The organism is Psychrobacter piscatorii (genome assembly GCF_043641605.1).
Taxonomy (GTDB): domain Bacteria; phylum Pseudomonadota; class Gammaproteobacteria; order Pseudomonadales; family Moraxellaceae; genus Psychrobacter; species Psychrobacter piscatorii_C.
In genome coordinates this window covers 96,265-110,090 of record NZ_JBHZRK010000003.1, presented here as the reverse complement: position 1 = coordinate 110,090, position 13,826 = coordinate 96,265, and the positions used below count along the sequence as shown (strand labels likewise).

General features: G+C 43.1%; 11 protein-coding genes. 6 read left to right on the top strand and 5 right to left on the bottom strand.

What is annotated here, in order from left to right; all coding sequences use genetic code 11:
- Window positions 1-162 precede the first annotated feature (162 nt).
- The 5 genes from rarD (at window position 163) to ACHUET_RS04135 (ending at window position 3,778) form a co-directional block, all read left to right on the top strand.
- Window positions 163-1,113 (top strand): EamA family transporter RarD, encoded by a 951-nt coding sequence (gene rarD / locus ACHUET_RS04155; protein ID WP_394210909.1) that lies wholly within the window; start codon window positions 163-165, stop codon window positions 1,111-1,113.
- Window positions 1,114-1,170: 57 nt separating this feature from the next.
- Window positions 1,171-1,608: a dihydroneopterin aldolase gene (gene folB, locus ACHUET_RS04150; RefSeq protein ID WP_394210907.1), complete on the top strand. Its 438-nt coding sequence runs from the start codon at window positions 1,171-1,173 to the stop codon at window positions 1,606-1,608.
- A 19-nt stretch (window positions 1,609-1,627) separates the two neighbouring features.
- The gene (locus ACHUET_RS04145; RefSeq protein ID WP_394210905.1) at window positions 1,628-2,131 is read left to right on the top strand and encodes a 2-amino-4-hydroxy-6-hydroxymethyldihydropteridine diphosphokinase; all 504 of its coding nucleotides are present in this window, start codon (window positions 1,628-1,630) and stop codon (window positions 2,129-2,131) included.
- Window positions 2,132-2,313: 182 nt separating this feature from the next.
- Window positions 2,314-3,594 (top strand): RCC1 domain-containing protein, encoded by a 1,281-nt coding sequence (locus ACHUET_RS04140; RefSeq protein ID WP_394210904.1) that lies wholly within the window; start codon window positions 2,314-2,316, stop codon window positions 3,592-3,594.
- Window positions 3,595-3,625: 31 nt separating this feature from the next.
- Window positions 3,626-3,778 (top strand): hypothetical protein, encoded by a 153-nt coding sequence (locus tag ACHUET_RS04135; protein ID WP_394210903.1) that lies wholly within the window; start codon window positions 3,626-3,628, stop codon window positions 3,776-3,778.
- A gap of 95 nt (window positions 3,779-3,873) precedes the next feature.
- Here the strand turns inward: ACHUET_RS04135 and cysE are convergent, their stop codons facing one another.
- From cysE to dnaE, 4 genes are all read right to left on the bottom strand, one after another.
- The gene (gene cysE / locus ACHUET_RS04130; protein WP_238039126.1) at window positions 3,874-4,788 is read right to left on the bottom strand and encodes a serine O-acetyltransferase; all 915 of its coding nucleotides are present in this window, start codon (window positions 4,786-4,788) and stop codon (window positions 3,874-3,876) included.
- Window positions 4,789-4,977: 189 nt separating this feature from the next.
- Window positions 4,978-5,862, bottom strand: coding sequence for an RNA methyltransferase (locus ACHUET_RS04125; RefSeq protein WP_394210900.1), 885 nt, complete (start codon window positions 5,860-5,862; stop codon window positions 4,978-4,980).
- A complete protein-coding gene (locus ACHUET_RS04120) occupies window positions 5,862-6,242 on the bottom strand; it encodes an Hpt domain-containing protein (RefSeq protein WP_394210898.1) in 381 nt (126 codons plus the stop codon). Before ACHUET_RS04120 ends, ACHUET_RS04125 begins: the two co-directional genes overlap by 1 nt.
- Before the next feature lie 71 nt (window positions 6,243-6,313).
- Window positions 6,314-10,033 (bottom strand): DNA polymerase III subunit alpha, encoded by a 3,720-nt coding sequence (gene dnaE / locus ACHUET_RS04115; RefSeq protein WP_394210896.1) that lies wholly within the window; start codon window positions 10,031-10,033, stop codon window positions 6,314-6,316.
- A 337-nt stretch (window positions 10,034-10,370) separates the two neighbouring features.
- On the opposite strand from dnaE, the gene ACHUET_RS04110 reads away from it, so the two are divergent.
- Complete coding sequence (locus ACHUET_RS04110) at window positions 10,371-11,501, top strand: restriction endonuclease (RefSeq protein WP_394210895.1); 1,131 nt, start codon at window positions 10,371-10,373, stop codon at window positions 11,499-11,501.
- A gap of 100 nt (window positions 11,502-11,601) precedes the next feature.
- On the opposite strand, the gene ggt is transcribed toward ACHUET_RS04110, so the two are convergent.
- On the bottom strand, window positions 11,602-13,551 hold the full coding sequence (ggt, locus tag ACHUET_RS04105; RefSeq protein WP_394210893.1) for a gamma-glutamyltransferase: 1,950 nt from the start codon (window positions 13,549-13,551) through the stop codon (window positions 11,602-11,604).
- Window positions 13,552-13,826: the final 275 nt, after the last annotated feature.

Genomic DNA, 13,826 nt, shown 5'->3' with positions numbered 1-13,826 from the left:
ATCTAATATTGTTAGCAATGTACTCATGTCACTATTGGCATGAGTACATTGCTTTTTATCTTATAATTTCACTGTAGTGACCCTGCGCTTTCACCACTAAATTGATAATAATAATCAGAATTAGGTGAGGGTGCGCTTTGCTCTAAAAAGTTGTCCTGTATTATGACTACCCAAAATGTCGTCAAAAAACCTGTTACCCCGATTACCACAACCAGACGCGGTATTGTTACTGCGCTTGTTGCCTTTTTTATCTGGGGTGGTTTTCCTTTATACTTTAAGCAATTATCCAATTACGATGCAACAGAGATTATCGGGCACCGTATTGTTTGGACGTTTTTTTGCCTACTCATTGTATTGGTAGCGACCAAGCGTTGGGGGTGGATAGAGACGCTCAAACAAAACCCAAGATGGATCGCGTTGTCATTGGTATCTGGGTTAATTATCGCAACCAACTGGCTGACCTATGTATGGGCGGTCAATCATGATCGTATCCTTGAGGCCAGTTTGGGATACTTTATTGGGCCATTGGTGGGTGTTGGCCTATCGATGATTTTATTCAAAGAGCGCCTGCGCACGCTACAATGGGTAGCCATTGGCTTTGCACTACTGTCTGTGGTCATTCAAGTGGTGATGCTTGGTAGTCTGCCGTGGATATCATTGATTTTAGCGTTCAGCTTTAGTACTTATGGCACCATTCAGCGGCAAACCCCATTGACTGCTGTCGATGCTATGTTTGTTGAAACGGCCATGCTAGTACCCTTATGTATTTGGTGGTTTTGGCAGTCTGATGTGGTCAGCCATCAGCTAAGCTTTTGGTTTAGCGCAAACATTTGGTTATTGATGCTCGCAGGCCCGATTACGTTGATACCGCTATTATTATTTAATAAATCGACCAAGCTTGTCGCATATAGTATCTTAAGCTTTATGAATTATCTGACGCCGACCTTTATTTTCTTCTTAGCGGTATTTTATTACAATGAACCATTTGATCTACATCGTCTGGCAGTATTTGGTTTGATTTGGTTAGGGTTACTCCTATTTAGTATTGATCTGTGGCGACATCGTCCAAGTAAAGTGTTAAAGGCTGAGCGTCTCCGCAAAGAGGCTTTATAATCGGTTAAGTAAAGAGCTAAAAATACGCACAAAAAATTAGCAAACAAGGATGGAAGCATGTTTCATACGCAGTCTGATGTTGTATTTATAAAAGGTCTAAAAGTTGAAGCGGTCATTGGTGTGTTTGATTGGGAGCGCGCCATTACTCAGCCGTTACTGATCGATATCGCGCTTGAGACGGATATTAGCCGTGCTGCTGTGTCCGATGATGTCAGAGATGCCTTGAGTTATAAAGAAGTCTGTGATGATGTGAGCGAGTGGTGTAAAGAGATTCAAGCAAAACTGCTTGAGCATTTGGCCGGTCAGATCTCTGATAAGCTATTTGCAAAATATGACTGTCAAAAAATCACGTTAAGTATTGCCAAGCCGACTGCTATTGCCCAAGCAGATGCGGTAGGGGTACAAATAACACGTTATGCGCCAGCGCTAACCAATGAGCCAGCTACTAAAGACGTTACCAAAGAAGTTAATGATAGCCAAGCCGATGATGCATAAAACGTCGATGGAGTTGAATATGGCAACGCTAACACAATGCGCACCTGAGAGTCTGCAAGCGCAGTCTGTAGCAGAGGTGGTGTTAGCGCTGGGTAGCAACTATCAAGCCGAGAGGTATCTACCGCTTGCTCGAGAGAGTTTGGCAGCGCTGGGTGAGGTAAAGCTATCTACTGCTTTTCAAAACCCTGATTTTACCGCGACTACCCAATTACCAAAACCTGACTATACCAATCAATGCGTCTATCTAGTACTGACCACACCAATGAGTCTGCAGCAACTACAGCAAACCTTTAAAACGCTTGAAGGTGATTGTAATAGACGTCGACAGACTGAGCCAAAGCAAGTGCGACGAGTGACAATGGACATTGATATTTTGATGGTCAAATTGGCTACTATAGAAAATAGCCTAAGCGGATACTCGATATTTAAATCAATATCTGATTGGATTGTAATGGCAGATCGTTATCCATTTAAAGCACATGAGGAAGCGGGGGTTAAAGAATTGATTTTAACCAAGCTATAGTTTGGCTAATAAGTAGCCGTATCTTAATCACCACTATATCTTTTCATCTAAAACTACCGTTGTTCAGTATTCACTCTGCCTCAACCCATAAGATTACTATATAAAAATCTAATAAAAACTATGCGATTATCTAAGCAATTGTTAGTATAAGTGACGATGTAATCTTCGAGATACTACTACCTATGCAAAAACCAATGAACTTTTTGAATAAAAAAATAATCAAGAGTTTAGTAGCAATAATCATTATATCTACTTTACCTGCCTGCGATAAAACACCTTCCAAGCATCTTCAATCTCTTACCAAAGATAAATACCCTGTGGCAAATATGCCAGATGAACCGTTAGAAACTCCACTTGAGATTAACATTGAACCTAAGCGCCTTGCGATGACCAGCTCATGGAGTGCAGGGGTAAAAGACGATGGTACGCTTTGGACATGGGGTACAGATGGTCTACTGCGCGAGACTAAGACAGGACAAGACCCAACGCCTAGGCAAGTCGAGGGTGTGAATGATGCGGTAGCCGTTTCAGGCGGTGGTGGACATATGTTATTACTACGTAAAGATGGCACTGTATGGGGCTGGGGTAGCAACAGATATGGAGAGATAGACCCTAATGATGAAGATACTTTCATAGAGGAATTAAGAGAAATTAAAGGAATTGAGAATTTGGTATATATTCATGCAGGTCAGCAAGCTTCTATATTTGTTAATAGTGAAGGAAAGGTGTTTTTTTTAGGGAACAACGAAACAGGTGTTGTTAACGGTAATATTCAGAAAAAATTTAATTCGCCTGTGCTTGTCGAAGGTTTTGAACACATTGTCAAAGCCGAAGGTAGTGCAGGTGCTATCGTCGCTCTGAATGAGGATGGATCAATTGTTTCATCATCTTCAACATTAGACTCTTTAGGTAATCCAAGCGCTAAAAAAACTACTATTAGCAATGGAAAAATTTATTATTCACCAGTCATTGTTTCTCTTCCAAAACAGGCAGTTGATTTTACTAAAGGGTACGCAAATTTTGCTTTATTAGAAGATGGTAGTGTTTGGAGTTGGCGTTCGCATGAATGGTCTGCTCAGAAAGAATCTAAAGAAATCTTTATTAAGTCACCAAAAAAAGTAGAAGGTCTATCAAAGGTTGTCAGATTAAATAGTATATCGGCTAATACTATCAATGGTGACCTTTATACGTGGGGTAATTACGTGTATTCATCTAGATCTAGTTCAACCAAAGACTATATTCAAAGACCTATACGGATTGCTCAGGATATAAAAGTTGACCAATATGGAACTGGAGGCTTCGCCGACTATTCTTTTATAGATGATAAAGGCAATGCTTGGATGTGGGGCGATAAAAGCGACAGAGGACAATGGGGGACAGGCAAAATAACTGAAGATTATATGCCAAAAGAATTCGTACTGAGTCCACACGAATCATTATTCAATACTCATGCTAATAAATAATTAATAACTCTAAAATTAAAGGAAAAGTATTATGTCACAGTCAGTTAAAGGTATTTTTTATCATGTCTTACTAGCTCGTGCGGCTTACTCTGAGATGAAAAGCAACGATTTTCAAGATTGGAGTTTACTAGAAGATGAAGCAGGTCAATCTACCATGTATGCGGATATGGTAGATTTTATCTAAACCTGCTTTGATTTTATTCGTTTTTCACTAAAACCTATATAAGCATTTTTTATCAGTTTATACGGTAATAGTACTGCCTACATTTAACGACTGTCTTAGCGATTTTTTTCATCATTGATATCTTCTACATCAGCACGACCAATCACGTCCAAATCCTCTAAGCACAGCTTATCGTATTCCTTTTTACAAAAATTAGGATCGATATCACACATCGCTGACTGCAATTGGTCTAGGCGATTCTCTGATTGTTGAATGTGTTCTAGCATTTTAGCAAAGGCTTCTGCGACAGGGTCTTGCGAATAAGGGTCGATACCATAGGCACGGAAGGTATTGGTGCGTTTTGCAGTAGAAGTAGTGTCAGCTGCTTGATCCTTGATGCTCTCGCCAGCTTGCGCGACTTTCTCTTGTTGCTTGGCGTCTTGTACTTTTGTCGCAATAGGATTACCTTTTTCATCGTGATGATCTGAGATCATACGAGCGGCACTGCCGACCATCGTAGCGCCTGCTGGTACTGGTTTGACTACCACTGCATTCGAGCCGATTTTAGCATTTTTGCCGACCGTAAATGGCCCCAAGACTTTGGCACCAGCACCAACGGTTACACCGTCTTCTAGCGTTGGATGGCGTTTGCCATTATTCCAAGATACACCGCCTAGAGTAACACCGTGATACAACGTCACGTCGTTACCAATCTCAGCAGTCTCACCGATGACGACCCCAACACCATGATCGATAAAGAAACGCTTACCAATCTTGGCAGCGGGGTGAATCTCAATGCCTGTAATAATACGCGAGCCGTATGAGATGACGCGAGCCGCCAATTTTTGTTCATGATTCCACAGACAGTGCGCACCGCGATGTAGAATGAGCGCATGGATACCTGGGTAGGTTAGGATGACTTCCAAACTATTGCGCGCTGCAGGATCGCGGTTAAATACCGCATCGATATCTTCTTTCAGATCTTTTTTGATGCTGACAAGCGATCTGAACAATTTGGATGGCAATGACATAAAGCGTCCTATCTATTCGTCGGTAAAGTAGCGTTGCTAAAGTAGCAATGTCTTTATTCTGTTGTCATGATGGTTAAATAATAATGAGAGTATATGTTTGCTCATTTTTTCTAAGTTATAACAGCTTTGTACCGCAAAATATAGTAAAAAGCTGTCAAATGAAGGCGAGCTGATAAACAATGACTTGTTTTAGTCTTTGGATAATTTTGCAATCAAAGCGCTTAATAGCTGATACTCTTTTTGATCAAGCTGTAGGCGTGATCCCAGTCTGGATAGGCGTGATGGTAATGACTTTAGATGTTCGCTATTTGCCAGACTGCGCTGTACCATAAGGTCAGTAGTGCGCTGAGTGAGCTGTTGCAGCTGCTGCTGATTGATAGCAGGCTCATCCCACTGTTGACGCAAATTCACATTAATCGTCGATTGGGCTTCTGCGCTTGTATCCGAATCTAAATTATCAGCTGTCTGAGCATGCGTTTGAGCATAAGCAAAGATAAAGCTGGCAATGACCTGCACTGCTGAGGCGACATTTAGTACAGGGTAAGCAGGGTTGGCGTCGATTTGAATGTGATAATCAGCATAAGCCAACTCTTCATTGGTCAACCCACGATCTTCACGCCCAAATAATATAGCGATACTTGGCTTGCCAGAAACAGCGTCTGATGAGGTGTTAACGTTATTATCATTTGCACTTAAAGCCGACTGTGTATCAATAAAATCAAACATAATCTTAGCGGCTTGCGTGGGTGTCACAACAGGGCGCGGCATATGACGACTGCGGCTGCTGGCTGCAAATACTAGCTGACAGCCGGCAATGGCAGACTCTAAAGTAGGTGCGATCACAGCAGATGACAGCAGTTCACTACCACCTGCCGCATGAGAGACACTGGTCTCATCAATTGGCAATTTGGGGTCGACAACGGTCAAACGGGACAAGCCCATTGTATGCATGGCGCGTGCGGCTGAGCCGATATTGGCAGGCAAAGTCGTATTGACCATGATGACTTGTAAGCAGTCGAGGTAGTCATTTACTATACAGGCTTGCTCAGTAGATGATAAAGAGTCGTTACTCATTATTGCCCCAATCTTTGATTGATTTCTTGTTCAGCACGTTGCAATGCGGCAGCAATCTCTTCAATCAGATCAGCTTGTTCACTAATGCGGCGCTCACGGCAGCATTCTTGTAGCTGGCTGCTAAGGCGAACCAATTGAGTCGTACCCAAATTGGCACTTGCGCCTTTTAGGGCATGGGCAGTTTCAAAGCCGTTGGCGTTATCATCTTCTTGCTGAGCGATTCGCAGTGCTGCAACGCGTTTTTGACTGTCGTTGAGATACACTTGTATCAGCTCGACAAAATCTTCTTCTAGCAAGTCACGCATGTCTTCGAACTGTTCGTGATTGATAATCTCTTCATCAGTCTGACCAGTCATATTATTATTCGTCATGTCAGTCATGGCTTTTATCCAATTGTTAAAAGTTAAAGCAGTCAAGTTACTATAGTAGATTTTTGATGGGATTGTGCATTTTAGCTGTAATGAAAGTGTAAGTTATCTTCACTAACTAACGTCTTCAGTTGTTGCAAGTTATCGTCGTTCGGGTAGACCCGCCAATGCTCTGACAGCCCCACATTTGCGATACCATAAACATCATACACGCTCAAGCCAAGTGGCAAGCAGTTATCATTGATAGAAGCATCCGTATTACTGAGCGCATTGTTTGCATAGCTCTGGGGCATGCTATTTTGATTAAATGCGTCATGGTTCATATCGTTCTCTAGAGCCAATAAGTCATTACCATTTTCATCATATAAACTGCCGCCCATGGCAGGGTCGTAAGTGTTACTACCATTATTGCTTTGCTCATCTTGCTCTTGATTATAAGCCAAGCGTGGCTCAGGAATGATGTCAGCCTGTGCGGATTTGAGTAATGGTTGCAAGCGTGTAAGAAGGTCGATATCGTTACCATGGACTTTGATACTGATTTTTTTGAGCCAACGCAGGCGCGCATCGACCATGCTCATGGCACTATCAAGACGCGCAAACAAGCGTCCATCACGCTCACGAATACTGCCTTTGATAATGACGACTTCATCGATTTTCAATTGCTCTTTGACACGGTTGAAACGCTCAGCATAGCAGCTGACTTCCAATCTCGATGTGCCATCATCTAAAGTAATCACATTACGATTGCCAAAATTGGCAATATCTATAATGAGTCCTGCAAAATAGCAGCTACCGTTATAACCAGTATCTGCCAGTTTATTAAGACGAGCGCCTGAGGTGTAGCGTTTTAACTCATCCAAGTATTCATTAATTGGATGACCGGTTAAATATAATCCTAACGTGTTCTTTTCCGCTTTTAGGCGATGCTTGTCACCCCAAATCAGCTCTGGCGTCATCACGAGTGGCGGTGCTGCAACAACACCGTCCATTTCGCCAAACAGATCCATCATGCCAAGCTCATTGTTCTGCCGATCTTGCTCAGCTGCTTGCACCGCGCTTGGCAGTTGGCTCATCAATGCACCGCGAATCTCGTAAGCTTCGTCTGCTGGTAAGTCGGGTCGTAGCGTCGCAGCAAAGTCATCAAAACAGCCTGCGCTAACCAATGCTTCTAGTGTACGCTTATTAACTTTCTTGATGTCCACACGGCGGCAAAAATCATATAAGTCTTTAAAAGGTCCATCCGTTCGGCGAGCATTAACGATGGACTCGACAGCCCCTTCACCAACACCTTTGATCGCCCCAAGACCGTAAATGATATTGGTCGGAGTATCGGCAACGAAATGCCATTCACTGCGATTGACTGATGGATTGACCACAGTCAAATCAAAGTTTTCGCGGCAGTCATTGATAAAGAACACCACATTGTCGGTGTTGTTCATATCGGACGTTAATACTGCCGCCATGAATTCAGCAGGGTAGTACTGCTTGAGATAAGCCGTCTGATAGGCAAGTACCCCATAAGCCGCAGAATGCGAGCGGTTAAAACCATAACCTGCGAATTTTTCCATTAGGTCAAACACGCCGCCTGATGTGACTTCGTCGATACCTTGCGAGGTTGCACCAGTCACAAAGATATCGCGCTGCTTTGCCATCTCTTCAGGTTTCTTTTTACCCATGGCGCGGCGGAGCATATCAGCACCGCCCAAACTATAACCTGCCATGACCTGCGAAATTTGCATGACCTGTTCTTGATAGACGATAACGCCGTTGGTGTTTTCTAAAATCGGCTCAAGATTGGGATGATCATAGATGACCTCTTCACGACCGTGCTTACGGTCGATATACATCTCTACCATGCCGGCATCAAGCGGGCCGGGACGATAGAGCGCACACATGGCGATCACATCTTCGATGTTGGTTGGCTGCAGTTTGGCCAAATACTTTTTCATACCCATACTTTCTAGCTGAAAGACGGCGGTTGTTTTGGCATCTTGTAGCAGTTTATAGGCTTTAACATCATCGAGTGGTAAATCTTCCAATACCAATGCGGGCACGTTTTCTTTGGCACGGCGCAAATTGATGTTCTCAACTGCCGCGTTGATGACCGTTAAGTTACGTAGACCCAAAAAGTCAAACTTCACTAGTCCGACGGCTTCTACATCGTCTTTATCAAACTGGCTGACACGGTGCCCATCGTCATCACAATAAATGGCACTAAAGTCCGTAATCTTGTGCGGCGCAATCAGTACACCACCAGCATGTTTACCGACGTTTCGGCAGACACCTTCAAGCTTAATCGCCATCTCCCAAATCTCAATGGCATCTTCATAATCCATGTTATCAGGATTAGAGATCAAGTCTTTAAGCTGTGGCTCTTGCTCAAGCGCTTGGCTTAGGGTGATACCGGGAGTTTTGGGAATCAGCTTAGATATTTTATTGGCCAAAAAGTATGATTTACTTTGGACGCGTGCCACATCACGTACCACCGCTTTTGCAGCCATGGTACCAAAGGTAATAATCTGTGAAACGGCATCACGACCGTAGGTTTGCGCCACATAGTCAATCACGCGATCACGACCCTCAATACAAAAATCGATATCGAAATCGGGCATCGATACCCGTTCAGGGTTTAGGAAGCGCTCAAACAGCAGATCGTAATGAATCGGATCAAGGTCGGTAATATTGAGCGCGTAGGCGACCAAGGACCCTGCACCAGAACCACGTCCGGGACCTACTGGCACACCGTTGGCTTTCGCCCAGCGAATAAAGTCCATGACGATAAGGAAGTAACCCGGGAAGCCCATGGATAGAATAATATCCAGCTCATAGGCTAGGCGTTCGTCATACCTTTGACGAAAGTCGCTCCAATTATCTGTACGTGCCTCGACAGGAAAAAGCTTATCTAAGCGCTGCTCAAGACCGCGCTGCGACTCGGCACGGAAAAACGACTCAATGGTCTCGCCTTCAGGGACAGGGAAGTCAGGCAGTACATTAATGCCTAGCGTCAAAGTGACATTACAGCGGGTAGCCAAATGCAAGGTGTTATCGACCACTTGCGGAATATCAGCAAACAGCTGCGCCATTTGATCTTGAGTTTTGAGATATTGCTCATCTGAGTAGGTTTGCGGACGACTGGGATCGGCAAGGACATAAGAGCCTGCGATACACACGCGGGCTTCATGCGCATCAAAATCATCTTGCGCTAAAAAACGCACGTCATTATGCGCAATGATGGGGATGTTGTGTTTGGCACCTGAATGAATGGCTGCCCTAATAAAAGCATCTTCGCCTGAACGGTTGGTACGCTTGATGGCAAAGTATAAACGATCATCAAATTGCGCTTGCCACTCGGTGAGCAGCTCATCGGCTTTTTCTGGCATAGAGCCAACCAATGCTTGACCAACATCTGACTTTTCGGTGAGTAGCACAATCACGCCTGCCGCATGTTCTAGAATATGACTACGCTTGATAACCGGCGTACCATGATTGACAGGATCAGCGCGACCTTCGGTAAACCCAAGCGACACGATACGGGTAATGTTTTGATAGCCTTCGTTGTTCATTGCGAGTAGGGTGAGGCGTGTGTCTTCATTATCCATGATGACTTCGCTGCCAATAATGGGCTTGATACCCGCGCCTAGGCAAGCACGATAAAACTTCACTGTGGCATATAAATTGGATAAATCGGTCAAAGCCAGCGCACGCTGATTGTCAGCTGCCGCCGCTTTCACGAGCGGTTTGATGCGCACGATAGAATCGGTGATGGAATATTCGCTGTGGATACCAAGGTGTACAAATGCCATAGAAGACTCTTACTAGTACGATCAAAACACATAAGCTATCGGTAAAAAGCTGATTTTTATCAGTTGTTTACGATGATGTCGAGAAGCAATTGAGACCTCGATAGCGATGTTGATACGTTTTAAATGGGGTCGTTAATAATATCATTATTTGCTACCAACAGCCACTGATTGCAAGGGTTTAATCTGAGTGAATGAATTTGTTTTCTTATTCATTAATGTGAAATATTGCTGCGTTTTATCTCAATAGTTGATAGCATAAACATTTGTTTTTAAGCTAATGTAATAATATGCCAATGTCACTATATTATTTACACAATCAAAAAAAGACGATAATACTATGAGTAATATTACTAAGCTCCCTGCATTTGGCGACATGTTAAATGCTGGAATACAGACCATAAAAAACTTAAGTACTCGAAATACCATCGGTCGTACCGTATTTTATAGAGAGTTTGAGAAATTAGCACACATCGTAAACGATCATAAAGATATTAACTATATGAGCAACTACGATATACGTCATGAATGCCACGATGGTTCACCTTGCTATGACGAAATTGTTGATTTGATTTTGTTATGTTTATCTGCGATGGGCTTGATTAAAGAAGATAAATTTAGCTTGGTTCCTAATTTGAATCAAAATTTTGCTAATTTTATTACTTTTGATGAAAAAGTAACGCCCAAAAATATCATACGTTTAGACCCTTTTGGTAAAGTTTATTTTTGGTTAGCGGGCAAGAACTTCAATGAATATGTAGGTGAAGGTATTCCAAATAGTGATTACATTGCTAACTTTAAACGCTTCGATAATAAAGCTTTTTCTGATTTGCAAAAAGTTAATACTGCCGCCTATGGTAAAAATGGTGATGCACTTATCAGTCATTTAATCGACGAAACCAAGCGTCGAACTTCTATATTTATGAATAATTATGCAGATGCTACTGTTGGTAATGATTTTGTCAAAGTCACGCCTGATATGATTATGGTTCAGCTTGAAAGTTTATCACCGTTGCAGTTTGAGTGGTTTTGCTTGAAGCTAATTGAGAGATCTTTAGAGATAGAAAGTCCTGAAAGCAATTTAACCTCTCGTCATACAGGACGCTCTAATGATAATGGTATTGATGGGCTTATTATTCAGGATTTTCCAGATGGTGAAGTCCACAATTACTATATACAGGCGAAGCTTTATAGCAATGGAAACAATATATCAAATGGTGACTTGAGAAATTTCATAGGGGCTTATCCCCCACAAAAAACCAACCATCATGGGATTTTTATTACTACTACAAGCTTTACTAAACCTGCCCAAGATTATGCCAATTCGACTGATTCACATAGTCTTATTCTAATTGATCAAATGAATTTGATTGAATTGATGATGCAACATAAGGTGGGTCTGAAAGAGGTCAATGCGAGACCCAAGATGCTGTTGGATAATGAGTTCTTTGAGAAAATTAAATTGTACTAATATATTATATCAAGAAGGAATTATCATACTGCATACATAAAAAAGAGCCGCTATGTGCGCTAGCGGCTCTTTATGATAATTAGATGTAGGTATTTATTAATCAGTATCCAACCACCGCTGCATCAACAATACGGGGATCAGAAGAACCATAAACGCCGTTCGGTGTGAGCATAATCGACTGCGTAGAGCCCATGGCTGATTTTGGACTGACCGTGTGCCCCATAGATTCTAGTTTTTTGACCGTATCAATATTTAGTGCTTTTTCAACTCGAATCTCATCAGGTAGCCATTGGTCGTGAATACGCGGCGCATGAGTTGCCTCAGCGATGTTCATATCATGGTCGATGACGTTAGAGATGATTTGGGTGACGGTCGTGATGATACGACTACCACCTGGGCTGCCCGTAACGATATACGGTTTGTTGTCTTTAAATACCAGCGTTGGACTCATCGAGGATAGCGGACGTTTATTGGCTTCAACGGCATTGGCGTCACCACCAATTAATCCATAGCCATTTGGTACACCCGGCTTGGCAGAAAAATCATCCATTTCGTTATTTAATAAGATACCTGTGCCGTCAGCCACGAGACCTGTGCCATAAGAGAAGTTCAACGTATAGGTGTTGGCGATGGCATTGCCGTCTTTATCAACGATAGAGAAATGCGTGGTTTGATCGCTCTCATAAGGGAGCGGGTTGTTGGCTTTGATGGTCGCGGCTGGCGTGGCTTTATTTGGATCAATTAACGTGCGCAGTTTATCCGCATAGGCTTGTGACGTTAGGCCGCTGGCAGGTACGTCGATAAAGTCAGAATCCCCTAGGTACTCAGCACGATCTGCATAAGCCAGTTGCATGGCCTCGCTCATCAAATGAATAGTCTGTGCGCTATTTTGACCATAGTCCTTGAGGGGATAACCTTCTAAAATATTTAATATTTCAATAATGTGAATACCACCAGAGGAGGGCGGTGGCATAGAGACAATCTCATAGCCACGGTAATCGCCCTTGACAGGCACGCGGGCGATGGCTTCGTAATCGGCTAAATCCTGCAAGCTCATGCTACCGCCTGCTTCGTTGACGGCCTTTACGATGTCACGCGCGGTTTCCCCTTTATAAAACCCGTCTGCGCCTTGTACCGCGATTCGCTTTAGCGAGCGGGCAAGCTCAGGCTGCTTTAGCCGCTCGCCCGGTTGATAAGCGCTACCGTCCGCTTTAAAAAATACTTTTTTGGTGCTTGGCCACTTTTGTAAGCGATCACTCAAAGCAGTGAGCGATTCGGACAAGCCAGCGGTGACCTCTATGCCATCTTCTGCCAATGCGATCGCTGGTGCCATGACTTGCTCGCGGCTCATGGTGCCATGCTCTTCTAGTGCTTTTAGTAGTCCTGCTACTGTCCCCGGGACACCAACGGCTAGGCCATGATAACGAGATAAGTCACTGACTGCGTTGCCCTCATCGTCGAGATACATATCACGAGAGGCGCTACTTGGTGCTTTTTCGCGATAATCGAGTGCTACAGTTTTGCCTTGCTTGGCGTCATAAATCATCATAAAACCGCCACCACCGATATTACCAGCACGTGGCAAGGTCACAGCAAGGGCGAAGCCAACCGCAACCCCAGCATCTACCGCATTACCACCGTCTTTCAAAATCTGCAAACCGATGTCAGAAGCAAGCGCTTCTTGGGTGGCGACCATGCCATTTTTTGCCCATACTGGATGATGAATTGCATCTTCAGAGTAGATAGCTTGGTCGCTATTGGCATTGTTTGAGGTAGTTTTTAGAGTACTGGTTTTTGCCCGTGTGATGCGTTTGGTTTCAGATAGGACAGTTGGATTGTCCGTCATAATGGCTAGATTTAGCGCATTGGTATCAATCGATGTGTTGTTGACCGTGGGGCTGTTGGCTGAAACGGTTGGCTCTAGCGCATGGGCTGAGACAGAGAGTAGTAGCGCACTCGTAATCAGTAAAGCACTAGATTTCAACTTGTTATGAGTCTTTGGTTTTTTTTGCTGAGTAATTCGATGTTGGTGAGATAATGATGGTGACATCGCAAAGTCCTTTTTGGGCGAGTAGAAAAAAACAGGGTATCAAATAAATACGCTTAAATAGTAACGAAAATATCAAATAGTAGAAAGTTGTTTATCATCTTTTATGATTTGAGTTTTTATATGATGTGCAGTATGAGCGGTTTTCTACCGAAATATATATAATTAGTGTCATGTAAATTGTGCAGAGAAGCTCACTAACCAGTGAAGATTTTCTTTAAAAATAGGTCTTAATATTACTAAATTGTAACGTCTTGTGATATAAAGTACAGTACTAA